Annotated in this window: 25 protein-coding genes, 1 pseudogene and 1 riboswitch; of the genes and pseudogenes, 19 read left to right on the top strand and 7 right to left on the bottom strand. The window is 70.9% G+C overall.

The features are described from left to right. Window positions 1-9: 9 nt before the first annotated feature. Window positions 10-894, bottom strand: coding sequence for a helix-turn-helix domain-containing protein (locus tag CGL27_RS43750; RefSeq protein ID WP_119993164.1), 885 nt, complete (start codon window positions 892-894; stop codon window positions 10-12). Window positions 895-1047: 153 nt separating this feature from the next. Between CGL27_RS43750 and CGL27_RS43755 the strand changes: the two genes are divergently transcribed. From CGL27_RS43755 to CGL27_RS43770, 4 genes are all read left to right on the top strand, one after another. Continuing rightward, complete coding sequence (locus CGL27_RS43755; protein ID WP_162953205.1) at window positions 1048-1839, top strand: alpha/beta hydrolase; 792 nt, start codon at window positions 1048-1050, stop codon at window positions 1837-1839. 286 nt (window positions 1840-2125) lie between these two features. Next, entirely contained in the window at window positions 2126-3013 is an 888-nt protein-coding gene (locus tag CGL27_RS43760; protein ID WP_119994844.1) for a serine hydrolase, read from the top strand. Window positions 3014-3138: 125 nt separating this feature from the next. Next, complete coding sequence (locus tag CGL27_RS43765) at window positions 3139-3783, top strand: LysE family translocator (RefSeq protein WP_119993166.1); 645 nt, start codon at window positions 3139-3141, stop codon at window positions 3781-3783. A gap of 53 nt (window positions 3784-3836) precedes the next feature. Next, window positions 3837-4529 carry a M24 family metallopeptidase gene (locus tag CGL27_RS43770; protein WP_078645596.1) on the top strand — a complete coding sequence of 231 codons (693 nt, stop codon included), beginning with the start codon at window positions 3837-3839 and terminating at the stop codon, window positions 4527-4529. Here the strand turns inward: CGL27_RS43770 and CGL27_RS43775 are convergent. Then, a pseudogene (locus CGL27_RS43775) lies at window positions 4502-4957 on the bottom strand (MFS transporter); the annotation flags it as partial. The gene CGL27_RS43770 and the pseudogene CGL27_RS43775 sit on opposite strands and share 28 nt — an antisense overlap. 304 nt (window positions 4958-5261) lie before the next feature. After that, a riboswitch (cobalamin riboswitch) is annotated at window positions 5262-5406 on the top strand. A 37-nt stretch (window positions 5407-5443) separates the two neighbouring features. Between CGL27_RS43775 and CGL27_RS43780 the strand changes: the two are divergent. Continuing rightward, window positions 5444-5665, top strand: coding sequence for a CbtB-domain containing protein (locus tag CGL27_RS43780; protein ID WP_014058848.1), 222 nt, complete (start codon window positions 5444-5446; stop codon window positions 5663-5665). A gap of 21 nt (window positions 5666-5686) precedes the next feature. Then, window positions 5687-6448: a CbtA family protein gene (locus CGL27_RS43785; protein ID WP_119993168.1), complete on the top strand. Its 762-nt coding sequence runs from the start codon at window positions 5687-5689 to the stop codon at window positions 6446-6448. Window positions 6449-6593: 145 nt separating this feature from the next. On the opposite strand, the gene CGL27_RS43790 is transcribed toward CGL27_RS43785, so the two are convergent. Both CGL27_RS43790 and CGL27_RS43795 read right to left on the bottom strand, forming a co-directional pair. Beyond that, entirely contained in the window at window positions 6594-7673 is a 1080-nt protein-coding gene (locus tag CGL27_RS43790; protein ID WP_119993170.1) for an NAD/NADP octopine/nopaline dehydrogenase family protein, read from the bottom strand. 162 nt (window positions 7674-7835) lie between these two features. Further along, the gene (locus CGL27_RS43795) at window positions 7836-8123 is read right to left on the bottom strand and encodes an AbgT family transporter (protein ID WP_276147935.1); all 288 of its coding nucleotides are present in this window, start codon (window positions 8121-8123) and stop codon (window positions 7836-7838) included. A 3-nt stretch (window positions 8124-8126) separates the two neighbouring features. Between CGL27_RS43795 and CGL27_RS52670 the strand changes: the two genes are divergently transcribed. Together CGL27_RS52670 and CGL27_RS43805 are read left to right on the top strand one after the other, a co-directional pair. Next, a complete protein-coding gene (locus CGL27_RS52670; protein WP_276147936.1) occupies window positions 8127-8480 on the top strand; it encodes an FCD domain-containing protein in 354 nt (117 codons plus the stop codon). Between the two features lie 355 nt (window positions 8481-8835). Next, window positions 8836-9216: a VOC family protein gene (locus CGL27_RS43805; protein ID WP_119993173.1), complete on the top strand. Its 381-nt coding sequence runs from the start codon at window positions 8836-8838 to the stop codon at window positions 9214-9216. Window positions 9217-9228: 12 nt separating this feature from the next. Here the strand turns inward: CGL27_RS43805 and CGL27_RS43810 are convergent, their stop codons facing one another. Beyond that, window positions 9229-9591 (bottom strand): DUF952 domain-containing protein, encoded by a 363-nt coding sequence (locus CGL27_RS43810; protein ID WP_119993175.1) that lies wholly within the window; start codon window positions 9589-9591, stop codon window positions 9229-9231. Between the two features lie 46 nt (window positions 9592-9637). Beyond that, on the bottom strand, window positions 9638-10342 hold the full coding sequence (locus CGL27_RS43815) for a hypothetical protein (protein WP_162953206.1): 705 nt from the start codon (window positions 10340-10342) through the stop codon (window positions 9638-9640). A gap of 216 nt (window positions 10343-10558) precedes the next feature. Here CGL27_RS43815 and CGL27_RS43820 point away from each other — a divergent pair, with 216 nt between their 5' ends. The 11 genes from CGL27_RS43820 (at window position 10559) to CGL27_RS53680 (ending at window position 22757) form a co-directional block, all read left to right on the top strand. After that, window positions 10559-11635, top strand: a complete 1077-nt coding sequence (locus CGL27_RS43820) for an ABC transporter substrate-binding protein (protein WP_205587846.1) — start codon at window positions 10559-10561, stop codon at window positions 11633-11635. After that, window positions 11635-12717: an iron ABC transporter permease gene (locus CGL27_RS43825; RefSeq protein ID WP_119993179.1), complete on the top strand. Its 1083-nt coding sequence runs from the start codon at window positions 11635-11637 to the stop codon at window positions 12715-12717. Before CGL27_RS43820 ends, CGL27_RS43825 begins: the two co-directional genes overlap by 1 nt. After that, on the top strand, window positions 12714-13484 hold the full coding sequence (locus tag CGL27_RS43830; protein WP_119993181.1) for an ABC transporter ATP-binding protein: 771 nt from the start codon (window positions 12714-12716) through the stop codon (window positions 13482-13484). Before CGL27_RS43825 ends, CGL27_RS43830 begins: the two co-directional genes overlap by 4 nt. Window positions 13485-13589: 105 nt before the next feature. After that, window positions 13590-15020: an MFS transporter gene (locus CGL27_RS43835; protein ID WP_205587847.1), complete on the top strand. Its 1431-nt coding sequence runs from the start codon at window positions 13590-13592 to the stop codon at window positions 15018-15020. Between the two features lie 34 nt (window positions 15021-15054). Then, window positions 15055-16881, top strand: a complete 1827-nt coding sequence (gene asnB / locus CGL27_RS43840) for an asparagine synthase (glutamine-hydrolyzing) (RefSeq protein ID WP_119993182.1) — start codon at window positions 15055-15057, stop codon at window positions 16879-16881. Between the two features lie 12 nt (window positions 16882-16893). Beyond that, a complete protein-coding gene (locus tag CGL27_RS43845) occupies window positions 16894-18150 on the top strand; it encodes a cytochrome P450 (RefSeq protein ID WP_119993184.1) in 1257 nt (418 codons plus the stop codon). Window positions 18151-18201: 51 nt separating this feature from the next. Beyond that, window positions 18202-19137 carry an isocyanide synthase family protein gene (locus CGL27_RS43850; RefSeq protein ID WP_119993186.1) on the top strand — a complete coding sequence of 312 codons (936 nt, stop codon included), beginning with the start codon at window positions 18202-18204 and terminating at the stop codon, window positions 19135-19137. 145 nt (window positions 19138-19282) lie between these two features. Further along, the gene (locus tag CGL27_RS43855) at window positions 19283-19555 is read left to right on the top strand and encodes a hypothetical protein (protein WP_119993187.1); all 273 of its coding nucleotides are present in this window, start codon (window positions 19283-19285) and stop codon (window positions 19553-19555) included. Then, the gene (locus CGL27_RS43860) at window positions 19555-21843 is read left to right on the top strand and encodes a heavy metal translocating P-type ATPase (RefSeq protein WP_119993189.1); all 2289 of its coding nucleotides are present in this window, start codon (window positions 19555-19557) and stop codon (window positions 21841-21843) included. Before CGL27_RS43855 ends, CGL27_RS43860 begins: the two co-directional genes overlap by 1 nt. 70 nt (window positions 21844-21913) lie before the next feature. Continuing rightward, a complete protein-coding gene (locus CGL27_RS43865) occupies window positions 21914-22426 on the top strand; it encodes a copper chaperone PCu(A)C (RefSeq protein WP_119993191.1) in 513 nt (170 codons plus the stop codon). A gap of 64 nt (window positions 22427-22490) precedes the next feature. Next, window positions 22491-22757, top strand: a complete 267-nt coding sequence (locus CGL27_RS53680) for a hypothetical protein (protein ID WP_205587848.1) — start codon at window positions 22491-22493, stop codon at window positions 22755-22757. Window positions 22758-22782: 25 nt separating this feature from the next. On the opposite strand, the gene CGL27_RS43875 is transcribed toward CGL27_RS53680, so the two are convergent. Continuing rightward, window positions 22783-23172 carry a MerR family transcriptional regulator gene (locus tag CGL27_RS43875; RefSeq protein WP_078647813.1) on the bottom strand — a complete coding sequence of 130 codons (390 nt, stop codon included), beginning with the start codon at window positions 23170-23172 and terminating at the stop codon, window positions 22783-22785. Between the last annotated feature and the right edge of the window lie 213 nt (window positions 23173-23385).

Raw genomic sequence — 23385 nt, forward strand, 5'->3', positions numbered from 1 at the left:
GAGGGTGGGTCAGCCGCCGTGTGTGCCTGCGGTGCTGTATGCGGCGCGCCACGCGGCGGGGGGCAGGCCGGCCTGGCGACGGAAGAACGTGGTGAAGTTGCCGACGTCCCGGAAGCCGAGGCGTCGGGCGCAGCCGCTGACCGGCAGGTCGGTGTGGGCGAGCAGCCGTTTCGCCTCCAGCAGGATGCGCTGGTCGAGGAATGTCTTGGCGCCCGTGCCAGTGGCGGCACGCGTCGTCCGGGTGAGGGTGCGTACGTCGTAGCCCAATGCCCGCGCGTAGTCGGCCACATGGTGCCAGTCGGTGAAGCGCTCTTCGACGGCGGCCCGATAGGCGCGGAACACTTCGGTAGGTCGGCTGCCGGGGCTTGCCGGGCCGGCTGAGGGCGGTGTGCCGGGGAGTGCGCGCAGGATCAGTGCCGCCAGCAGGTGGGACAGCAGGGCGGGGGATGCCAGGCGTGGTGTGTGCACTGCCGTGCTGTGCTCGCGGCCGAGATGTTCGGCCGCGAGCAGGGCGAGGGACAGGCGCTGCCGGTCCAGGTGCCAGCACGCCGGCGCGGTGGCCTCCGACGCTGTGAAGCCGGAAAGGAAGCCGGGCCGGAAGAGGACCAGCGGGCCGTCGCAGGCGTCGATATCGCTCCAGCGGTGCACCATGCCCGGCCGGATCCACACGGCGCCGCCTTCCCTCAGCCGGTAGTTGTGGAAGTCCGCTTCGTGGCTGCCGGTTCCGGAACCGACCAGCGCGAACACATGGAAGTCGGGGCGTTGCGGCTGGGTACGACGGCGCTGGGTGTCCATCGAACGCAGCGCCGCGAAATCGAGGACCTCCACCCCGTACACCGATCCCACGGCAGGCAGGTAGCGCAGTTGCCGCACCGCACTGTGTCCGTTTTCCACAATGAACGTGTTCCTTTCCGTCAAGGAGTGGACACCCCCTCGCCTACGGTCGATTCCGAGCCTGATCGGCAGGTCAGGTTACTGGTTCAGAGCTGCGGCAGGATGACGGAGTCGCCTTCCGTGGCCGACAGGGAAGGCGCGAAGATGATGGAAATGACAACGAGAGTTCCCGTGGCGGGCGGGTCGCTCGACGTGCGAGTCGGGGGCGATACCGGCCCGACGCTGGTGTTCGCCCACTACTGGGGCGGCTCCGCCGACACCTGGAACGGTGTGATCGGCCACCTGCCGCCCGGGCAGGCGACGGTCCGCTTCGACCAGCGCGGCTGGGGCACCTCGCGGGCGCTGCCCGGCCCCTATCACCTCGACCAGCTCGCCGACGATCTCGTCCGTGTGATCGAGGAGCGCGTGTCGGGGCCGTTCGTCCTCGTCGGCCATTCGATGGGCGGCAAGGCGGGCCAGCTCGTCGCGGCCCGCCGACCGGCCGGCCTGGTCGGCCTGGTGCTCGTCGCGCCCGCGCCGCCCCAGCCGCCCGCCATGGTGACCGAGGAGTACCGGCAGGGCCTGTCACACGCCTATGACTCGGCCGAGACGGTGGGGCACGCCCTCGACCACGTCCTGACCGCCACACCGCTGCCCGAGGCAGTGCGGGCCACCGCGGAGCGCGACAGCCTCGCCGCCGGTGCCGAGGCCCGGCAGGAGTGGCCCCTGCACGGAATCGCGCGGGACATCACCGATGCCGCACGGCGTATCGAGGTCCCGGTGACGGTGCTGGCCGCGGAGAACGACGTGGTTGAGCCGCCGCACATCTTGCGCGAACACCTCTTGCCCCACATCCCGCACGCGACCCTGACGACTGTCCCGGACGCCGGCCACCTGCTCCCCGCGGAAGCCCCCGGCGCCGTCGCGCGAGCCCTCGGAGACTTCCTCACGGCCATTCAGCGCTGACCGGGTCCCGGGTCGGCAGTGGAAGCCGGGCCGGGGTCGGCTGTGGAAGCCGGGCGGCTCGATGTTCTTCGCCGTCCTGGCCGTCGCCGCCCAGTTCGTCTGCCGCACCGCGCCCGGCCCGCCCGGGCGCGGTGCCTATTGTGGAGCGATCTTGTGAGACTCGGACGCGTTCGTGAACCTCACCCGCCTCCGGCTCGTCATCCAGGGTCGGAGCACCGGATGTCTTCGCAACGGAGCGCAGGCACCGCGTGTCCAACTGCCCCACGAACGAATGGACAAGCGCACCATGGGTCGACACCGACGAATAACCCAGCCTCCCCGTACCACCCTGGCGACAAGAGCGGTGCTGGCCGCCGGGGTGCTCGTGCCGACGATCGCCTCGGTGGGGTCGGCTCACGCGGCCACCCCGCAGGCGGCGATCTGCACCTCGGACCGGCCGGAACTCGCCGACAAGCTCTCCGAGGACATCAATTCGGCGCTGGAGGGCTCCGCCGCCACCACGGCGATCAGCCTCCACGACCGCACCACGAACACCACCTGCACTCTGGATGCGGACCGGCACTTCGACTCCGCGAGCACGGTCAAGGTGACCGTGCTCAGCACCCTGCTGTGGGACGCGCAGAAGGACAATCGCGCCCTGACACAGGAGGAGAAGGATCATGCCACCGCCATGATCACAGAGTCCGACAACGACGCCACCACCGCGCTGTGGAAGCAGCTCGGGGCGGACAAGATCAACGGGTTCCTGCAGGCCGCGGGAATGACCAACACCACCCTCGACAGCGAGGGCCACTGGGGGCTCACCCAGATCACCGCGAACGACGAGGAAAAGCTCCTCCAACTGGTGACCCACACCAACCCGGTGCTCAGCGATGACTCCCGCGCCTACATCCTGAAGCTGACGGCCGAGGTCATCCCCTCGCAGCGCTGGGGCACCCCGGCCGGCGCGCCGAGCGACGCCCAGGTGCATGTGAAGAACGGCTGGCTGGAGCGGGCCACGAACGGCTGGCGTGTGCACAGCCTCGGCGCCTTCACCGGCGGCGACCACGACTACACGATCACGGTGCTCTCGCAGGACAACGCCACGATGGACGATGGCATCGCCAACATCGAGGGCATCGCCCGCGCGGTCCACGAGAACCTCAACGCGCCCGTGTCCAGCGCTCAGCCGTAAGCAGCCGGCTCGCCGGCCGGGGCCCCTTTCTTGCGAGCCCCGGCCGGGGGCCTGAGTCTGGAGCGGACAACCCACCATCTGTTTGTATGTCCCCTGGACGGAGCGATTCAGGAGGTGGCGGACACGTGGTGTCCACGGAGAGTGTTCTCACGTTCGCGGCGATGTCGCTCTTGGTGATCGTGATCCCGGGGCCGAGTGTGCTGTTCGTGGTCGGCAGGGCCCTCGCACACGGCCGCCGCACGGCGCTCGCGACGGTCCTCGGCAATGTGATCGGCTGCTACGCCCTGGTGATCGCCGTGGCCTGGGGCCTCGGCGCGCTGGTGGAGAGCTCGGTGGCGCTGTTCATGGGCGTGAAGCTGGCGGGAGCGGCGTATCTCGTCTACCTGGGTGTGCAGGCGTTCCGGCACCGCAGGGAGATGCGCGTGGCGAACATGGACGCTCCGGCCGGTGAGCGGCGTGGTGATCTGCGTTCGATTCTGGACGGCATTTTGGTGGGCGTCACCAACCCGAAGGGCATCGTCTTCTTCGCGGCGGTGCTACCGCAGTTCGTCGACCACTCGGTGGGTCATGTTCCCGTCCAGATGATGGTGTTGGGCCTGGTCCCGATCACCATCGGCCTGGTCACGGACACCCTGTGGGGTCTGGGCGCCTCGGCGGCCCGCTCCTGGTTCGCCCGCTCGGACCGCCGCCTTTCGATGGTCGGCGGGGCGGGCGGCCTCGCGATGATCGGCCTGGGCGTGACGGTGGCGGCGACTGGCCGGGCCGACTGAGGACTGCCTAATTCGGTTGCCGGGAAACGATCTAGCGGCCTACCGTCGGGCCCATGGCGGACGACGAACCCACGCGCGCGGAACGGTTGCTGGATGCCCAGGCGAAGGCCGTACGGCTCTTCGCGGAGATCGAGGGGCGCGGGCTGGTGGCGCCGGGCGAGGGGGAGCGGGCGGTCAGCGACCGGATCCGGGACCTGGCGAACGAGCTGTTCGGCACGACCCGGCACTGGCACAAGCGGATCGTGCGCTCGGGGCCGAACACGCTCCTGCCATACCGGGAGAATCCGCCGGACCGGGTGATCGGCACGGACGACATCGTATTCGCCGACCTCGGGCCGATCTTCGAAGAGTACGAGGCCGACTTCGGCCGGACCTTCGTCCTCGGCGACGACCCGGTCAAGCACCGGCTGCGGGACGATCTGCCCAAGGTCTTCGACGCAGGCAAGCGGTTCTTCGAGAGCGACCCGGAGATCACCGGGAAGCGGTTGCACGCCGAGGTCGAGCGGCTGGCCACCGAGGCCGGATGGGAGCTGGGCGGCTGGCACGCCGGCCACCTGGTCGGGGAGTTCCCGCACGAGACGATCGACGGCGCGCGCGTGGAGTCGTACATCACGCCCGACAACGACACCCCGCTGCGGCGCACCGACAAGGCCGGACGCCGCTGCCACTGGATCCAGGAGATCCACCTCGTCGACCGGGAACGGGAGTTCGGCGGCTTCTACGAGGAACTGCTCACCCTGGGCTGATTCGGGCGGCGGGGCAGCAGTGTCACCGCGAGGGCCGGGACGGCCGCGAGGACGAGCCAGGGGGCGGCGGGCGGGAGGCCCAGGTCGAGCAGGGCGCCGGTGGCCGAGCTGCCGATGAGGACGATCAGGCCGGAGACGGAGGACAGCGCGCCGGTGTAGAGGCTGAGCCGACCGTTCTCGGCGAGGTCGGGCACCCAGGCGCGGGCGGCCGGGACGACCAGCATCTGGCCGAGGGTGAGCAGCACGACGTAGCCCGCGGCGGGCAGCAATCCGACCGTGCCCGTCCAGGCGGCAGGGCGCGCGGCGGCCACCACCGCGAAACCGGCGGCGATGAGAAGCAGCCCGATGGTCATCGAGCGGCGCAGATCGAGCCGGTTGCCCGCCCAGTGGGTGACCGGGAGCTGGGCGCAGACGACCAGCAGCGGCGTGGTCCGGGCGGCTCGGCCGGTCAGGGCTCGGCGGATCACGTCCGTCACGGGGTGTCGTCCGGGAGGGAGCCAAGACCGGTGCGCATCACCTGCATCAGCACATCGTGGGCAAGACGTGTCGAGCACCCGCTCATGCGCCGGTCATCGCAGCGGTGGGGGCGTCCGCCGCGCGGGCCTGCCGCTTTTCGGCGGACGGACGCATGCCGCGACTTTAGGGCCTGCCCGGGGGCAGGCCCCGGCTCCCGCACCGTCCTCAGGCACCCCAGCGCAGCGTCTCGCCAGGTGGCTGGTCTTGGCCATGAACCCGACACGCGGTACGGTCGGTGCGATATCGACGACGGTAAGACGGAAGCCGGTGGGAATCCGGCACGGTCGCGCCACTGTGAGCGAGAGGTCCCGGACGGGGTCTCTCGTGAGTCAGACCCGTAGCCGTCGTCCTGTGCTCCACCGAGATGGGACGCGAACTCCCTTAAGGAGGCCCTGGCCATGGCGCAGCATGTCGCGCAGCCCACAGCCACCACGCCCGAACTGCCTGCCACGCTGCCGCTGAAGGCGATAGCTCCGTGGGCGGTTTTCTTCGGCATTCTGATGCTGGTCCTGCTGTATTTCGTCGGTGCCGAGCAGGGCGCCACCGCGGTCGTCTCCGGTGAGAACGTCCATGAGTGGGTGCATGACGCCCGTCATCTGCTCGGCTTCCCCTGCCACTGACGCGAGGGACGCCGCACACTCATGAACTCCGCAATGGTAAGAAATCTGCTCGTCCGGGGCATGCTCGCCGGTCTGGGGGCCGGCGTGCTCGCCCTGGTCGCCGCCTACTTCCTCGGTGAGCCGAGCGTCGACCGCGCGATCAGTTTCGAGGGGGCCCACGCCCCCGCGCATGAGCACGAGGTCGAGCTGGTCTCGCGTGGTGTGCAGTCCACGGCCGGGCTGGCCACCGGTGTCCTGGTCTACGGGATCGCCTTCGGCGGTATCGCCGCCCTCGCGTACTGCGTCGCCCTGGGCCGCGTCGGCCGCTTCACCCCGCGGGCCACCGCGCTGCTGCTGTCCGGCTGCGCGCTGCTCGCGGTCTACGTGGTGCCGTTCCTGAAGTACCCGGCCAACCCGCCCGCGGTCGGCAACGGCGACACCATCGGCAAGCGCACGACGCTGTACTTCCTGATGATGCTGCTCAGCGTGCTCCTCGCGGTGGGCGCCACCATTGTGGGCAAGCGGCTCGCCCCGAGGCTGGGTACCTGGTACGCGACCGTGGCCGCGGTGGCCGCTTTCGCCGTGGTGATCGGGCTGGCGTATGCCTTCCTTCCCGTGGTCAACGAGGTGCCGGGGGACTTCCCCGCCACCGTGTTGTGGCGATTCCGGTTGTCCGCTCTGGCCATGCAGGTCGTCCTGTGGGGTGGTTTCGGTCTCCTGTTCGGCGAGCTTGCCGAGCGGTTGCTGAATCCCAAGCCCGCGACGGCCGATGAGGGCCGGGCGGTGGCGACCGCCACGCACTGACGATGCCTCAGGCGCACGAGGGCCCGCGGAACCATCCGGGGGCCCTCTCGCATTCCAGGACATCCGACCCGGACCACCGGGTGGAGCACGGCATGAGCATGGCGCCCGCGAAGACGTGCGGCGGATCACGGCGTGTGGCGCACGTCTACACCACGCCGTCGATGAACGCGGCGCGGATGCCGTCGACGTCGGAGCCGAGCAGGCCCAGTTTCTGCGCTGTGCGGCCGCCGGCCACGAAGTCCTGTCCGCGCAGGGGCCCGCTCAAGGCGATGAACGAGTCGGTCAGGGGCAGGGCGAGTCCGATCTGCGCGGCCAGCGAACTCCAGATGACCAGTCCGAAGGGGATGTCTTCGGTGAAGTACCGGTGCTTGATCGAGTCGGGTTCGGGGAATCCCTGACGGCCATAGCCCTGCACGATGCGCTCCACGAAGCTGCCCTCGGTCACCTCGTAGGCGGTGTTGAGGAAGTCCCAGAAGCTGGCCGCCTTCACTCCGAGGGCGTCCGCCAGGGCAAGGCGTTCGCGGTCCAGCGCGTCGATGACCTCGGCGATGCGCGGGGTCACCAGGCTGTGCAGCGGGTGGCAGTCGGCGTCTTCGACCGTCTTGAAGTTCAGCACCGCCGGCGGAACGTGGTAGATGGGGTTGCAGTTGTTGAGCCCGACAGTCAGCGCGTCCTCGTCCGGCACGTACCGGTCGCCGAAGTACGTCCGCAGGATGTCGAGGGCCCGGGGCGTGTCCGCACTGGGTACGGCGGCCAGCGGGACGGCGTGCTTGATCGCCCCGATGTAGACATGCGCGGGACGGCGCAGCCGGCAGGTGTACAGACTGGTCGGCGTCTCCGCGATGAGGCAGGGCTGCCGGCCGGCGAGCGCGAACATGCGCGCGAGCTCGACGCCGCTGCCGAGCACGCCCGGCTGGAAGAGGACGAGTTGGTCCGGCTCGAGGACGGACGCGAGTTCCTTGGACAGGTAGGCGTGGGCGAAGGCGGGCGCGGCGACGATGACCACCTCGGCGCCGCTGACGGCGTGCCCGGGGTCGGTCGTCAGCACCGAGGGTGTGCCGTGGCCCTCCACGTCGCCGGTCATGTCGATGCCGTCGTTGGCCTTGATCGGTTCAAGGTCGCGGCCCCACCTGTCGAAGATCCGTACGTCATCTCCCTTGAAGGACATATGACCGGCGATTGCCTGGCCGACGTTTCCTGCGCCAATGATGGCGATGCTGCCCATAGTGCGTGACTCTTCCGTTCTGACGTGATGCGGGGGTGGGCTCGGTGTTGCCGAGCCGTGCGAGGAGCTGAAGCCGTCATGTCGTGACAGCCGTTCGCGGCTTCCTTTCGGTCATCGGGCGCCCGTTGTCCGCGGGGAATCGGCGGGACGGGCGGCAGGGGCTCATCTGACGGGCACCCCTGGGCCGAGCGGAATTCCGAGGGCGTACCAGAGGGCGAAGAAGGACGACCACGAGACCAGTACGGCGAGAGCCACGGGAACCGTGAAGGAGAGCATGGTGCCGATGCCCGCGCTCTTCCGGAACTGCTGGAGGAATCCCAGGTCCAGGACGAAGTAGGCGTTGATGGGCGTGGTGTTGGTGACCGAGTCCCCGATCATGAAGGAGACCATCGCCGCCTGGGGGGAGAGTCCGATGTACATCGCCAGGGGGACCACGACGGGGGCGAGGATCGCCTGGACGCACTCAGCGCGGCGACCGTAGCGGCGAACACCTCACGTCCCGACCTGAACGAAGCGAACCGGCTGCTGCACGTGGCGATCGCCGAAGTCGCGCGCGTGTCGCTGATGATTCCGATGATCAACACGCTGCACGAGGAGATCGAACGCTTCCTCAACCTCCGGGGTGAACTCGGCCGGCCCTCTTACACAAGCGTCAACCACGGGCGGTTGGTCGAGACCATCAGAAGGGGCTCGGAGGAGGAGATCAGACAGGTCGTCCTCGAAGGCATCGAACGCTCGCGTCAGTACATGCTGGGCACCCTGCTGTCCGGAGGGAACGAGACGAGCGGCGCGGGGAAGCCGGGGTAAGGCTCCTGTCCCCTCGCACGCCTGCGGCCACGCTCGTTCTCGTGATGATGTCCTGTGGCGGTGGGGTTGGCTGCGTGTCTCCGCGGTGGCCGTACTCGGCCGTCCACGACGCTGATGGCCGGCCGCGCCGATGCTGCTCATTGCCCACTCGTCCGCCGAGGCCGTCCGCCCCAGCTCCAGCCCTAGCCCCAGTCCTGACGAGCGTCCCGACGGAGACAGGCAGGCGAGGGCGTGAAATCCATTCGCCACTGCTCGCCTGGCCCGGTACGGTCCCGAGAGTCCTCACTGCGGGGAGCCCCTGAGATCTGCGTGCGGCCACCCCCGGCAGTTCCCGCGCCGAGAGTAGGTTTCGTCAATGGCATGTCGTATCAGTGAACTCGTGCTCGGTTGCCGCGACCCCGAGGTGCTGGCGCAATTCTGGTGCGAGGTCCTGGACTTCGTGGTGCTCGATCGCGAGGACGACGGAACCCTCGAGATCGGGCCGCGCGAAGGGTTCGGCGGTCCGCAGCCGACGATCATCCTCAGCCGTAGAGACGAGCCGGAGCCCGGGAAACCCCGGCTGCACATCGACGTCAACGCCACCGACCGCGATCAGGACGCCGAGCTCGAACGTCTCCTGAAGCTCGGTGCGCGCCCGGCCGACATCGGCCAGACCGGGGAGGAGCAGTGGCACGTCCTCGCCGATCCCGAAGGCAACGAGTTCTGCCTGCTCAAGGCCCGCCTCGCGCCACTGTGACGGCCCTCGTCGTCAGCTCACCTCCGTCAGCCCCACCGCCCGGCCTTCCGAGTCCCATGCGACCTCCTGGATCCGCGCCACCGCGTCGCGGTTGAGCGGCCCGAAGACATGGGGAAACAGACTGTTCTCGGCGACGCCGGGCGGCGGGGCGGGGTCAGCGGCCTCCCATTCACATCTCGCGGTGAGCCGGTCCTCGTCGAGGAGCAGCGCCAGCAGTGGCCTCGGCGCATCGCGGTAGAAGGCGTTGACGACGGCCAGCGTGGTCTCCTCGTCGGGAGAGCAGTGGATGAAACCGTCCTCCGTGAGGGATGCGGGGCTGTAGGGGCGGTCGGGAGCAGCGTTCCACTCGGCAAGCGGTACGACGTGGTAGATCATGACTCGATTAAACCGCCATCACCTGCCGCAAGGTGAAAGGACCGCGCTACCGCAGCCCCCGCTTCGGTGGCGGTGCCACAACCTTCGGATCCGGGTATTCGGGAGTTTCCCGGCACTTCAACTGCGACGTTATCTTCTTCGCCGAGGCGATGAGCAGTTTGGCGTGGGAGTGGTCGCTGACGGTGAAGTAGTCGCGCATGGCGAACTCCAGGGAACGATCGCCTCCCGATTCCGTCCCGCCTCCCGATTCCGTCCCGCCGCCGCTGCCGATGTCACACGTGACGAGGAGCCTGCCGGCGTCCTCCGGACCGACGGTGGTCGTGTAGCGCGCCGACTGGCCCGACGGGGGTGAGTGGGGAGTCCACGCCACGGTGATGGCGAGCAGTTCCTTCCCCTCAGCCTTGTCCGTCAAGGTGCAGAGGTCCTCGGGCGTGCTTCTCCTGGCCGACTCCTCCCGCAGCGCCTTCGCCACGTGACCGGTGCTCCCGGTCTTGACCGGATAGACCTTGCCGGGCCCGTTCGGCTCCCGGGCCTCCTTCGCGATGGCCTCGTCGAACAGGCCATCGCAGGCCTGGGCGACAGGTACGAGCCCGGAGTTGGCGGTCGGCTTCGAGGTCGGCTTCGGAGCCCCGGATTCGTCGTCGCCGCCGCCACAGCCCGTGACGGCGACGACAGACGCGCAGACGAGGGCTGCCAGTCGCCCCAGAGCCAGGCGAAAATTGCGGTGCACGATCTCTCCTGTCGACTCCATCAACTGCCGCTCCCGATCAGCCGGGCGTCACCGACGCCACGTACGTAGTCTGCCTCTACGCGCTTACTGGTCTGGTTGTACCCCCGGCCGAGCCGAGGGGCCGGGCGCGGTGACCATGGCTCTCGCCGGCTCCCGACGAGCGGGAACCGATGCCGCATTCGCCACGACTACTGATCCGGGGCAACCCGTGTATCAAGTGGATCCAGGAGAGTTTCGATGCGTTCTCGTGTGTGGTGGGGTACGACGGCCGCCGTGCTGGGCGGCCTCCTCGTGGCGGGCTGCGGCGACGGAGGCGGCAGTGGCGACGGTGACAAGGCGGGCCCCGCTGACGAGAAGTCGGCCACCGGCGACTACCCGGTCACCGTCACCGATTGCATGGGCGCCAAAACCATATTCTCCAACGCCCCCAAGAAGATCGTCACCAGTAACGCCTCCAGCCTGGAGCTGCTGCTCCGCCTCGGCGCCGGTGGCAACGTCATCGGCACCGGCTTCCCGCCCGGCAAGGGCTCACTGCCCGCTGAACTCGACGCGCAGGCGCGGAAGGTGAAGGTGCTCGGCCAATCGGTGATCCCGAAGGAGAAGCTCCTCGGCTCCGGCGCGGATCTGTACATCGACACCTTCGCCTCGATGAACATGGGCGGCGGCATGGGCGACGCGCCGACCGAGGAGGAGTTCAAGGCGGCCGGGATCAAGCACATCTACCTCAAGTCCACCGCCTGTGCGGCGCGGAACACACGCGCGGTGACCGACCTGTCCGCGGTGGAGGCCGACATCACCTCCCTCGGCGCGGTCACCGGCACCAGCGCGAAGGCGAAGGAACTCGTCGACGGAATGAAGGGGAAGGTGGACGCCGTCCACAAGGCCGTCGGCCGGACGGCGGAGGGCGAGCGGCCGACGTACTTCTTCTTCGACTACGACGCCGGCACCAAGCAGCCCACCGTCGTCTGCAACCGCCAGGTCGCCAACGCGGTGATCACTCTGGCCGGTGCCCGCAATGTCTTCGCCGACTGCGACGGCGACTACAAGCAGGTCGGCTGGGAGGACGTCATTTCCAGGAACCCGGACTGGATCCAGTTGGGCGTCCGTGATCGGGGCAGCGAGGTGGCGAACGAGAAGGCGTTCGACGAGGCGCGGAAGTGGCTGGAGTCGAACCCCGCCACCAAGGGCCTGAGGGCCGTCAAGGAGGGCCACTTCCTGCGCATCGGCTCCGAGCGGATCACCATCGCCGGAGTCGAGAACGCCGACACCGTCCAGAAGATCGCCAAGGCCCTCTACCCGGGCAAGGTCGGCTGATGGCGCTCGACGCCACGGTGAGAGGGAAGGGCACCGATGCCCGTGCACGCACGCGGCGTTCCGTGCCCGCCGGGCCGCTGGCGCTGCTCCTGGCGGTCGCGTTGCTCGCGGCCCTCACAGCGGCGGTCGCCTGGGGTTCCACGTCGATCCCGCCGGGCGAGGTGTGGAGCGTGGTCTGGCGCAGACTGACCGGCGATGCCCCCCGGCCCGGCACCAATGACCTGATCGTGTGGCAACTACGCCTGTCTCGCGCCCTGTTGGCCGCTCTGGTGGGTGCCGGGCTCGGCCTGGTCGGTACGGCGATGCAGGCCCTCGTCCGCAACCCGCTGGCCGACCCGTACTTCCTGGGCGTCTCCAACGGCGCCTCCCTCGGTGCCGTCGCCGCCATCGTCCTCGGCCTCGGCACCGGGGGAGCGCTGGGCCTCGGTCTGTCCGGTGCCGCTTTCGCGGGAGCCCTGGCCACCTTCGCTCTCGTCTGGGCGGTGGCACGACGTGGCGGCGGATTCGCACCGCTCAGGCTGGTGCTCGCCGGGGTGGCCATCGGGCAGTTCCTGTCCGGCTTCACCAGCTACCTCGTCCTCCAGGCCGGGGACGAGCAGCAGACCCACAGTGTGCTGTTCTGGCTGATGGGCAGCCTGAGCGGCGCGAGCTGGGCGCTGCTGGCCGCCCCGGCGGTGGCGGTTCCGGCGGTCCTGCTGCTGCTCCAGGCCCGGGCCCGGGGCCTGAACGCGCTGCTGATGGGCGATGAGACGGCGGCCGGGCTCGGCATCGACGTCGTACGGCTGCGCCGTGAGCTGTTCGCGGTCACCAGCCTGCTCACCGGCGTCCTCGTCGCGGTCTCCGGGGCCATCGCCTTCGTCGCCCTCATGGTCCCCCACGTCTGCCGTCTGGTCGTCGGCGGCGACCACCGTCGGCTGTTGCCCGTGTCGGCGCTCTTCGGTGCGCTGCTGCTGGTGGTGGTCGACATCGTGTGCCGCACGGCCATGGACACGCAGGAACTGCCGGTCGGGGTCGTCACCTCGCTGATCGGCGCTCCGGCGCTGCTGTATCTGCTGGACCGGCGCTTGGGGAGCGGGAGTTGAGGATCGACATCGAGGACCTGCGGGTCGCGTATGCCGGACGTACGGTCGTGGCCGATGCCCACCTCATCGCGGCCGAAGGCGAGATCACTGGCCTGGTGGGACCCAACGGCAGTGGCAAGTCCACTCTTCTGCGGACCGTGTACCGGCATCTGAAGCCCGCCGCCGGACGTGTCCTGCTCGACGGCGCCGACATCCGCGAGCTGAGCCCCGCGCGGTCGGCCCGGCACGTCGCCGCGCTCCCGCAGGAGCGGGGCGGGGACTTCGAGCTGACCGTACGTGAGGTCGTCGCCATGGGCCGCACCCCCTACAAGCGGGCGTTCGCCGGGGAGGACGCCGCCGACCGGGACATCGTCGAGCGCTCCCTCGCGGACGTCGGCATGGGGGACCACGCCGACCGCCACTTCACCGAGCTGTCCGGCGGCGAGCGCCAACGCGTGCTGCTGGCCCGTGCGTTCGCCCAGCGGACGGACGTCCTGGTCCTGGACGAGCCGACGAACCACCTCGACGTCCGCCACCAGGTCGAACTCCTCGCCCTGCTGCGTGGCCGACGCCGTACGACCCTGGTGTCGCTGCATGACCTCAACGCCGCCGCCTCCGTGTGCGACCGGCTGCATGTCCTGGACGAGGGCCGCGTGGTCGCCTCCGGAACGCCCCGCGAGGTGCTGCGACCGGCCCTGCTGGCCGAGGTGTTCGGCGTGCGCGCCGCCGTGGTCGAGCACCCGCTGACCGGGGACCCGCTGATCGCCTTCGACCACCGGGAACTATGAAATCCTGCCGTTTTTCCTGATACATCCGGGAACTCACTCCGCGGTTCGCCCGACTTCTACAGCGAGGCCGTCGCTCGGCGGCCGACCTGCCAGAGGGAGGGGCGTATGACCGACGACGCTTCCGGTGCGGATCAGCCCGGGGACGTTACCGAGCGTCCGGCGGATCCACCCGAAGTCCACGACCGCTGGCTCCTGGTGGCGGTGGCGGGCGCGCTGGCGTTCGTGGCGATGCTCGACATGAACATCGTCAACGTGGCGCTCGCGGACATCTCCCAGGGCCTGCGGGTACCGGCGGCGACAGCCCAGTGGGCGGTACTGGGCTACCAACTTCCCGTCGTCGCACTCCTGTTGCCCGTCGGCCGCTGGCTCGACGGCGTGGGCACCCGCCCCGCGCTGATGGCCGCCACCGGCGGCTTCGCGCTGTGCAGCGCGCTTGCCGCCGCGTCCCCCTGGGCCGCCTGGCTGATCGCCGCCCGGATCGGGCAGGGCGCGTGCGGTGCGGTGCTGTTCGTGTTGATGCCGGTGCTGGCGATCCGCTCGGTGCGGCCCGAGTTGCGCGGGCGGGCGATGAGCGTGCCCGCGACCCTCGGCCCCCTGGGCGCCGTCACCGGACCGGCGGTCGGCGGTCTGCTCCTGGACCAGCTCGGCTGGCGCTGGATCTTCCTGGTCAAGATCCCGTTCTGTCTGCTGGCGCTGGCCGTGGTGTGGCGGGCGATGCCCCGGGACGGCCGCCTGCGCGGCGCGGACCGGCGCTTCCTCGGCGACACCGCCCTGATAGCCACCGGAGTAACGATCCTGCTGCTGTCCCTGACCCTGGCCTCCGACACACCCGCCTGGCTGCCGCTCGCCCTCGTCGCCGCACCGCCGCTGTGGTGGTGGCTGCGGGGTCCGGGCGGCCGTCCGGTGGCCGGTGTGCTGCGGGCGGCGGGGCTGCTGCGGGCGCACGGCGCGGTGCTGGCGCTGGCGGTGGGTTTCGCCGCCATGCACTACGTGGTCGCCCTGCACCTCCAGCGCGACGAGGACGTCAGCGCCACCACCACCGGCCTGACGGTGCTCGCCTTCCCCCTCGGCATGGGGCTGGCGGGCCCGCTCGGCGGACGGCTCGCCGACCGGTACGGGGCCCGGCCCGTCGCGGTCACCGGCGCCGCGCTCACCGCCGGCGGCCTGTTGCTGCTCGTCCCGCTGGGCGACGGCTGGTCCCCTCCCGACGTGGCCTGGCGGCTCGTCCTGGCCGGACTCGGCATGGGCCTGAACGGCGGCCCGGCGCAGGCCCTGGTCATGGGCGCCGCCCCGCCGGGCCGCGCCGCCACGGTCGGCTCGACCGTCCAGCTCGCCCGCAGCCTCGGCTTCACGCTCGGACCGGCCCTGGCCACGGCGGCCTGGGGCCCGGCCGGCCAGGACGACGGCGTACGGGCGGGTCTGGTCCTCGCCGCCCTCGCCGCCTGCCTCGCCGTACCGCTGCTCGCCCGGCCCGCCCGCTATCCCGCGAACCTCACCGAGAAGACCACCGACGCGGCGCCCGCCGCACCCCGCTGAGCCACCGCCCCACCCTCACCGAGGAGTCGTACCCATGTGCGGAATCACCGGCTGGGTGTCCTTCCATCAGGACCCCCGCACCCAGGCCCCGGTCATCGACGCCATGACCGCCACCCTGGCCCCGCGCGGCCCCGACGCGGACGGAGTCTGGCTCGGCCCGCGTGCCGCGATCGGCCACCGCCGCCTGGCCGTCATCGACGTCGCCGGTGGCGTCCAGCCGATGACCGACCGGCCCGATGCCCCGACGACCGTGCTCACCTACAGCGGCGAGATCTACAACCACCACGAACTCCGCTCACAACTGAAGGGCCGGGGACATGAGTTCCGCACCCGCAGTGACACCGAGGTGGTGCTGCGCGGCTACGCCGAGTGGGGCGAGGAGGTGGCCGACCACCTGGACGGCATGTTCGCGTTCGCCGTCTGGGACGAGCGGGCACAGCGGCTGCTCCTGGTCCGTGACAGGCTCGGCGTCAAGCCCCTCTTCTGGGCGGCCGTGGACGGCGGTCTGGCCTTCGCCTCCGAACCCAAGGCGCTCTTCGCCCACCCGGAGATACGGCCCCGGGTGGCCGCGGACGGGCTGCGCGAGGCGTACGGCCTGCTGTTCAACACCGGTCCGACGGTGTGGTCCGGCGTGCGGGAGGTCGAGCCCGGCGGTCTGCTCCTCCTGGACCGGGACGGCATCCGCGAGCGCCGCTACTGGCGGCTGGCGGCCGACGCCCACCCGGACGACCGGGACGCGACCGTCGCCCGCGTGCACGACCTGGTGAGCGCCGCCGCCCGCGCTCAGCTGGAGGCCGACGTCCCCCTGTGCTCCCTGCTGTCGGGTGGCATCGACTCCACCGTCCTGACCGCCCTGCTCGCCGACGAACTGCGGCTGCGCGAGGGCCCGGGCGCCCGTATCCGCTCCTACGCCGTCGACTACAGCGACCAGGCCGAGAGCTTCACCGGTGATGTTCTGCGCACCGGCCACGACACCCCGTACGCCACGGAAGCGGGCGCGTTCATCGGCACCGACCACAGCACGGTCGTGCTGGACCCGCATGCCCTGCTCGACCCCGAGCACCGCAAGGCCGTGGTCGTGGCCCGCGACTCGCCGATCGGCGTCGGCGACATGGACACCTCGCTCTACCTCCTCTTCGGGGAGATCCGGAAGCACTCCACGGTCGCCCTGTCCGGCGAGGCGGCCGACGAGGTCTTCGGCGGCTACCCGTGGTTCCACAACCCCAAGGCGCTCGCCGCGTCCACGTTCCCCTGGCTGCTGGTGACCGGCGACGAGGCCGCGATGCCGCTCAACCCCGAACTGGACCTGCGCATCGGCGAGTTCCGTGCCGACACCTATCGCACCGCCCTGGCCGCCGTACCGCACCTCGACGGCGAGACGCCCACCGAGCACCGGCAGCGCGAGATGCAGCACCTGTCGCTCACCCGCTGGCTGCGTCAACTCCTCCACCGCAAGGACCGGTTGAGCATGGCGCAGGGCCTGGAGGTCCGCGTCCCCTACTGCGATCACCGGCTCGTCGAGTACGCCTTCACCACCCCCTGGACCCTGAAGAACTTCGACGGCCGGGAGAAGAGCCTGCTGCGCGCCGCGGGTACCGGACTGGCCCCCGACTCGGTGCTGCACCGCCCCAAGAACCACTACCCGGCCACCCATCACCCCGACTACAACCGCGGCCTGCAGAACATGGCCCGCGACGCCCTCGCCGACGACACCGTCCGCTCCCTCGTCGACGAGACCCGCGTCAAACCCTGCCTCGACACCCCGCCCGGCCAACTGGAGTGGGGCCACCGCCTCCGTCTCGAACGCGTCGTCGACCTCGCCCTGTGGCTGGACCACTACCAGCCCGAACTCGCCCTCTGAGGAGCACCTTCCATGACCCTCCAGGAATCCGGGACGACCCCCGAGGCCCTGCCCGAGCCCGTGCCGCTGATGGGCTGCCCCTACAAGAGCAACCCGTATCCCCTCTACGAGCGGATGCGCGAGACCGGCCCGGTGCACCGCGTCCGCTTTCCCAGTGGCGTATCCGCCTGGCTCGTCACCGGCTACGACGCCGCGCACTCCGCGCTGGGCGACGACCGCCTCGGCAAGAACCACGACCGGGGCAACGACCGCTGGCGCGCCCGCGCCTCGATCATGCCCGAGCCCCAGCACTCCCAGCTCCAGGTCCACCTCCTCCACCAGGACCCGCCGGACCACACCCGCATGCGGCGCCTCGTCACCGACGCCTTCACTCCGCGCCGCGTCGAGCACCTGAGGCCCCGCCTCCAGGAGCTGGCCGACACCCTCGTCGACGCCCTCCCGGAAACCGGCCCCGCGGACCTGGTCACCGGCTTCGCCGCCCGCTTCCCCTTCCAGGTCCTCGCCGAAGTCATCGGCCTGCCATCGGAGTTGGCGGCCCGCTTCGACCGCGACTGGGGCAAGGTCGTCCAGCCGGTCGGACCGACCGACCCCGGACGCCCGCTGTACGAGGCCCGCCTGCACGGGCTCCAGAGCTACATAGCCGAGGTCGTCGCCCATAAGCGCGAACACGGGGCGGACGACCTGCTCAGCCGCCTGGCCGTGGCCCGTGACCGCCGCGAACTCTCCCAGGAGGAGCTGGACTCGATGATCTTCCAGCTCCTCGTGGCGGGCCAGGAACCGGTCACCAACCAGATCACCACCGCCCTGATCGCCCTCTTCCGCCACCCCGCCGAACTCGCCCGGCTGCGCGACAACCCGGAGCTGATGCCCCGCGCCGTCGACGAACTCCTCCGCTACGACAGCGCCTTCGAGCTGACCACCTGGCGCTTCTTCGACCAGGACAGCGACCTGCACGGCACGGACGTCCCGGCCGGGGACTCGGTGATCATCTCCCTGTGCGCCGCCAACCGCGACCCACGCCGCTTCCCCGACCCCGACACCCTCGACCTGGACCGCTCACCCAACCCCCACCTGGCCTTCGGCCACGGCATCCACTTCTGCCCCGGCGCGGCCCTGGCCCGCGCCGAACTCCAGATCGCGCTGGGCACCCTCCTGGCCCGCCTCCCCGGAGCGCACCTGGCCATCGAAGACGGGGACATCGAGTGGATCCCGGCCGTCCTCGGCCGGGGGACCAACCACCTGCCGGTCGGCTACGACCGACGCGTCTGACGCATGCCCGCATGCCCGCGTCGCGCACACCTTCACGGAGGAACCCACCTCATGCCGCTGACGACCGCACCGGACACCCGCTCCACGAGCAGCATGAGCGCCGCCATCCTGGACCTGCTGCTGCCGTACCACCGCACGACCGACCCCTCGCCCGCGGCGGCGGAGGCGTTCGCGCAGCAGCGGCGCCAGATCGCCGGGTTCGTACGCGCCGGAGAACCCGTGGTCTTCACCCTGCCCGGCTTCCCCTGCAAGTCCCCCAACCCCGCCAAGGTCCTCGGCCACCTCCCCGACCAGGGCGAACGACTCTCCCTCGGCTTCCTGAACACCCTGTGCGAGGAGATCGAGCGGGTCCACCCGCCGGGCGCCCGCGTGATCATCTGCTCCGACGGCCATGTCTTCGGCGACCTGATCCGCGTCCCGGACGACCACATAGACGCCTACGCGGACGGACTCAGACGCCTCATAAGGGAGCTGGACCTGCACCGCCTCGCCGTCTTCGACCTGCGCGACGTCCTGGGCGACCTGCCCCACCACACCAAGCGCGCCCAGGTGCACGAGCGGTACGCGCCCACCCTGGAGGCGCTGCGAGCCGAGGTCCGCTCCGAGGACCACACCCTCGCCCTCTACCGGGGCATCACCCGGTTCCTCGTCGAGGACACCGCCGACTTCACCGGCACCCGCTCCGCCCTCCAACGCGCATGCCGCACACGTGCCTACGGCGTCATCCAGCGCAGCCGGGCCTGGGGCGACCTGATCGCCGAGCACCACCCTGGCTCCGTACGGCTGTCCATCCACCCCCAGCCCATCGGCGCCCCCAAATTCGGCATCCGCCTCCTCGACGCCGCCGACGTCTGGACCACCCCCTGGCACTCGGCCGCCCTGCACCGCACCGACGGCACCTGGACTCTCATGCCCCGCGCCCGCGCGGAGCAGCTCGGCCGTCTCGTCCACCGTGACGGCAGTCCGAGCCACTATGAACAGGGCTGAGCAGGTCACGCGTTCGCCAGGCGAGCCTGGTGTCGTGACGCGCATCACGGCAAGGCGTCGGAACTCGGGTGCCGGTCGTCCCGACTCCTCTACCGGTACGGCCGGATCCGCTGAAGCCGTACGGAGCGATCGGGAGTTTCCTCATATGGCGCAGCCCCGCCCATCTGCCCGCCGGACGCCGGGTGCGTTCCTGACCAGGGCATTGCCCCCGCCGGCGCTGTGCGGATTCCTTCTGCTGCTGGTGATGGCGTTCGCCGCTTCCTACGCCGTCGGCGCGGGCGCCGGGCCCGTCGCCCCCGGCATGCACGGCACCAGTACGACAGACGGCGGCACGGGAGACGGCGGCTCGGGAGACGGCCACGGCGGTGGCGGCATGGACATGGGTGGCATGGACACGGACCAGGGGAGTGGACGCTGATGGCCGGCGAACCGGCAGCGGCGGCCGTCGTGACCGATCTCGCCATCGGCGGCATGACATGCGCGGCCTGTGTGAAGCGTGTCGAGAAGAAGCTGGCCAGGCTGGACGGGGTCACGGCCAGCGTGAACCTCGCCACCGGCCGGGCCCGGGTGAACCACCCGCCCGAGGTCGGCCCGGACCAGCTCATCGCCACCGTCGAGCAGGCCGGCTACACCGCCGCGCTGCCCGAGCCGCCAGCGAAGGAACGGCGCGAGGACGGGGACGAGGCGCGGGACGCCCGGCAGGAACGCGACCGGCTGGTGAGCACGGCCTTGCTCGCGGTCCCGGTGCTGGTCCTGTCGATGGTCCCCGGTCTGCAGTTCCGCAACTGGCAGTGGCTGTGCTTCGTGCTCGCCGCGCCCGTCGCCGTCTGGGGAGCCTGGCCCTTCCACCTGCGGGCGGCGCGCGGCCTGCGACACTCGGCGGCGACCATGGACACCCTGGTCTCGCTGGGTGTCGCGGCCTCCTTCGCCTGGTCCTCCTACGCGCTGTTCTTCGGCGGGGCCGGTGATCCCGGCATGCGGATGCCCTTCAGCCTGGTGCCCACCGCCTCGGACGGCGTCGTCCATATCTATCTGGAAGCCGCCGTCGGCGTACCGCTGTTCGTCCTCGCCGGCCGCTTCCTGGAAACACGGGCCCGGCGGGGGACCGGCGTGGCACTGCGCGCCCTGGCCCGGCTGGCGGCGAAGGAGGTGTCGGTACGCGATGGCGACGGCGAGCGCCTGGTCCCGATCGAGGAACTGCGGGTCGGCCAGGTCTTCGTCGCCCGGCCCGGGGAGCGTCTGGCCACCGACGGCACGGTGGTGGAGGGCAGCTCGGCCGTCGATCTCTCCCTGGTCACCGGGGAGAGCGAGCCGGTGGAAGTCGGCCCCGGTACGCCCGTGATCGGCGGCGCCGTCAACGCAGGGGGCCTGCTCCTGGTACGGGCCACCGCGGTGGGCGCCGATACGCAACTGTCCCGGATCACCCGGCTGGTGACCGAGGCCCAGGCGGGCAAGGCACGGGCGCAGCGGCTCGCGGACAAGGCCGCGGGCGTCTTCGTCCCGGTCGTGCTCACCGTGGCCGTCACGGTCCTCGGATTCTGGCTCGGGGCCGGTGCCGAGCCGCAGGCGGCGATCACCGCGAGCGTGGCCGTCCTGGTCGTGGCGTGCCCCTGCGCGCTGGGCCTGGCGACCCCCACCGCGCTGATGGCGGCGACCGGCCGGGGCGCTCAACTGGGCGTCCTGGTCAGCGGACCGCAGGCGCTGGAGGGGCTGCGGCACATCGACGCCGTCGTCCTGGACAAGACCGGCACCCTCACCTCCGGGCACATGAGCGTCGCCCGGGTCACGGCTGCACCGGGCGGACTCGGCGAGGAGGAACTGGTCCGGCTGGCGGGCGCGGTCGAACAGGGATCGGAACACCCGCTGGGGCGTGCCATCACCGCCTACGCCCGGCGCACCGATCCCGGAGACCCCCTCCCGGCCGTGGCCGACTTCGTCGCACTGCCGGGCAAGGGCGTGCGCGGGCGGGTGGCGGACCGGGTGATCGAAGTCCTGGCCCCGGACGACGCGTTGCCCCCGGCACTGGCTCAAGCGCTGTCGGCCTCCGAGACCGCCGCCCGTACACCGGTCGTGGTCCGCGTCGACGGTGAGGCCGAGGCACTGATCGAGGTCGCAGACGTGCTGCGCCCGGGAAGCTACCGGGCCGTGGAGCGGCTCCGCCGCCTGGGCGTGCGGCCGGTGCTCGCCACCGGCGACCGCGAGGCGCCCGCCCGCGCCGTCGCCGCCGACCTCCGTATCGAGGAGGTGCGGGCCCGTTGCACCCCGGAGGACAAGGCCGCCCTCGTCCGGGAGCTGCGGGAGCAGGGCTACCGGGTCGCCGTCGTCGGTGACGGGGTCAACGACGCGGCCGCCCTGGCCGGCGCCGACCTCGGCATCGCCATGGGCACGGGCACGGATGTGGCGATCGGGGCGGCCGACGTGACGCTGGTACGCGGTGACATCGAGACGCTGGCGGACGCGGTCCGCCTCGCCCGCAGTGCGCTCGGCACGATCCGCGTCAATCTGCTCTGGGCGTTCGGCTACAACGTCGTGACCGTACCCCTGGCCATGGTCGGCCTGCTCAACCCCATGCTCGCGGCGGCCGCGATGTCGGTCAGCTCGCTGCTCGTGGTCGGCAACAGCCTGCGACTACGCGCCTGGCAGCCGTCGCCGACCGGCCCACGCCCCTCCCGGCCCGCCGCGCCTGCCGCCCGGAAGCCACTGTGACGCCCATGTACGCCGCTGATGGACTGCCCGCCCGTATCTGCGACCCGACACCGAGGTGGAGACCCGCCCGATGACGACCCCCTCCTGGACGCCCACCCGCCGTCGCCTCACGGACTCCCTGCGGGCCGCGGCCGCTCCGTTCTGCGCCTGTGTCCTCGCACTGGGCGGTCTCGCCACGTGGACCGCCTCGGGCAGCGCGGGCAGGCCCCCGCGTATCGGCGTCACCGACGCACAGCTCTTCCTCCCCGCCCCGGGAGTGCCCCGGACCGCCGCGTTCTTCCGCATCACCAACACGGGCGGTGGGCAGGACCGGTTGGTCGAGGTGACCTCCTCCGCGGTCGCCGAGGGGATCTCGCTCAGCCGTCACCGGATGACCGGGCGGGGAGCCGCCTCCCGGCAGGTCGCGGACTCCCTGCCGGTTCCGGCGGGCGGCACGCTCGACATGTCACCGTTCACCAGCGATGTGACCGTCCCGGCCACGGCCCGCTGGCGGGCCGGAGACCTGGTGCCCTTCACCCTCCGCTTCGAACACAGCGGACGTGTCGAGGCCAACGCCGTCGTCGTGCGCCCCGGCGACAGGTGATCACGCCCGGGTGGCACCCGGATCGGCATGCTGGTGAGTCCTGGCGAGGACGACGCTGAAGATGATGACCGGGAGCACGAGCGTCCCGGCGAAGGCATGGGCATTCTGTGCCGAGGCGCTGCCCAGCGACGAGTCCAGCCGCGCCTTTCACCTGGTGCGGACCTCGTACGCGGTGCTGGCGATGACCGATCCGGACCCGGCCGCGCAGCCATTCGTCGAGGGCCCCGATCGCCTGGAGCGGCAGTGCTCACGCTGGACCTCGGCCAGCTCGTGCTCGGACTCCGACATGCTGACGTCCTTCCGGCCGCACCGGCAGCCTGCGGAGTGGTGAACGAGCAAACGCTGCAGCCCCGTCGTCAGGGATGCTGCGCCGAGGTGAGACGCTCGCCCAGTGTGGCGGCGAACTCTTCCGCTCGCGCCAGTTGGGTCCGCAGGTCCGCCACCCGCTGTCGCGCGGCCTCCTGGAAGCCGCGTACTCGCTCCAGCAGATCCTCCCGCTCATCGGGTGGCAGCTCGGCGCCGGAGTCGAGGCGGTCGGTGGCCTCCAGCAGGTCGCGCATCTGATCCAGGGTGAAGCCGAGCGGTTTCATGCGGCGGATGACCATCAGACGGGCGACATCGGCCTCGGTGTAGAGGCGGAAGCCGCCCTGGGAGCGGGCCGAGGGGACCACGAGGCCGGTCTCCTCGTAGTGCCGGATGGTGCGCAAGGACAGTTCGGTCCGCGCGGCGACTTCGCCGATCTGCATGTGCTTGCCGTCCACGCTCGTGACCCTTCGGCTCTTCTCATCCCCGGCCCGCGTCCCCTCGCGGCCCGGCTGATCTCTACCCTAACGTTAGGGTAGAGTCGCTGGTGGCGAGGGCGAGGTACTGCTGCCCTGCCGTTGCTGTCGGGGCCGACGTCGCCCCCGGCGAAGATCCGATTCGCCGGCCCGGCACTCCGCGCCGTTCCCGCACGCCCT

Origin of the sequence: Streptomyces sp. 11-1-2 (genome assembly GCF_003595545.1) — a bacterium.
GTDB classification, from domain to species: Bacteria; Actinomycetota; Actinomycetes; order Streptomycetales; family Streptomycetaceae; genus Streptomyces; species Streptomyces hygroscopicus_B.

Coding starts and splice junctions, on each gene's coding strand:
- CGL27_RS43755 (WP_162953205.1), top strand. CDS start 1,048: ATGACAACGAGAGTTCCCGTGGCGGGCGGGTCGCTCGACGTGCGAGTC.
- CGL27_RS43760 (WP_119994844.1), top strand. CDS start 2,126: ATGGGTCGACACCGACGAATAACCCAGCCTCCCCGTACCACCCTGGCG.
- CGL27_RS43770 (WP_078645596.1), top strand. CDS start 3,837: ATGGCGGACGACGAACCCACGCGCGCGGAACGGTTGCTGGATGCCCAG.
- CGL27_RS43780 (WP_014058848.1), top strand. CDS start 5,444: ATGGCGCAGCATGTCGCGCAGCCCACAGCCACCACGCCCGAACTGCCT.
- CGL27_RS43785 (WP_119993168.1), top strand. CDS start 5,687: ATGAACTCCGCAATGGTAAGAAATCTGCTCGTCCGGGGCATGCTCGCC.
- CGL27_RS43790 (WP_119993170.1), bottom strand. CDS start 7,673: ATGGGCAGCATCGCCATCATTGGCGCAGGAAACGTCGGCCAGGCAATC.
- CGL27_RS43805 (WP_119993173.1), top strand. CDS start 8,836: ATGGCATGTCGTATCAGTGAACTCGTGCTCGGTTGCCGCGACCCCGAG.
- CGL27_RS43810 (WP_119993175.1), bottom strand. CDS start 9,591: ATGATCTACCACGTCGTACCGCTTGCCGAGTGGAACGCTGCTCCCGAC.
- CGL27_RS43815 (WP_162953206.1), bottom strand. CDS start 10,342: ATGGAGTCGACAGGAGAGATCGTGCACCGCAATTTTCGCCTGGCTCTG.
- CGL27_RS43820 (WP_205587846.1), top strand. CDS start 10,559: ATGCGTTCTCGTGTGTGGTGGGGTACGACGGCCGCCGTGCTGGGCGGC.
- CGL27_RS43825 (WP_119993179.1), top strand. CDS start 11,635: ATGGCGCTCGACGCCACGGTGAGAGGGAAGGGCACCGATGCCCGTGCA.
- CGL27_RS43835 (WP_205587847.1), top strand. CDS start 13,590: ATGACCGACGACGCTTCCGGTGCGGATCAGCCCGGGGACGTTACCGAG.
- asnB (WP_119993182.1), top strand. CDS start 15,055: ATGTGCGGAATCACCGGCTGGGTGTCCTTCCATCAGGACCCCCGCACC.
- CGL27_RS43845 (WP_119993184.1), top strand. CDS start 16,894: ATGACCCTCCAGGAATCCGGGACGACCCCCGAGGCCCTGCCCGAGCCC.
- CGL27_RS43850 (WP_119993186.1), top strand. CDS start 18,202: ATGCCGCTGACGACCGCACCGGACACCCGCTCCACGAGCAGCATGAGC.
- CGL27_RS43855 (WP_119993187.1), top strand. CDS start 19,283: ATGGCGCAGCCCCGCCCATCTGCCCGCCGGACGCCGGGTGCGTTCCTG.
- CGL27_RS43860 (WP_119993189.1), top strand. CDS start 19,555: ATGGCCGGCGAACCGGCAGCGGCGGCCGTCGTGACCGATCTCGCCATC.
- CGL27_RS43865 (WP_119993191.1), top strand. CDS start 21,914: ATGACGACCCCCTCCTGGACGCCCACCCGCCGTCGCCTCACGGACTCC.
- CGL27_RS53680 (WP_205587848.1), top strand. CDS start 22,491: ATGACCGGGAGCACGAGCGTCCCGGCGAAGGCATGGGCATTCTGTGCC.
- CGL27_RS43875 (WP_078647813.1), bottom strand. CDS start 23,172: ATGCAGATCGGCGAAGTCGCCGCGCGGACCGAACTGTCCTTGCGCACC.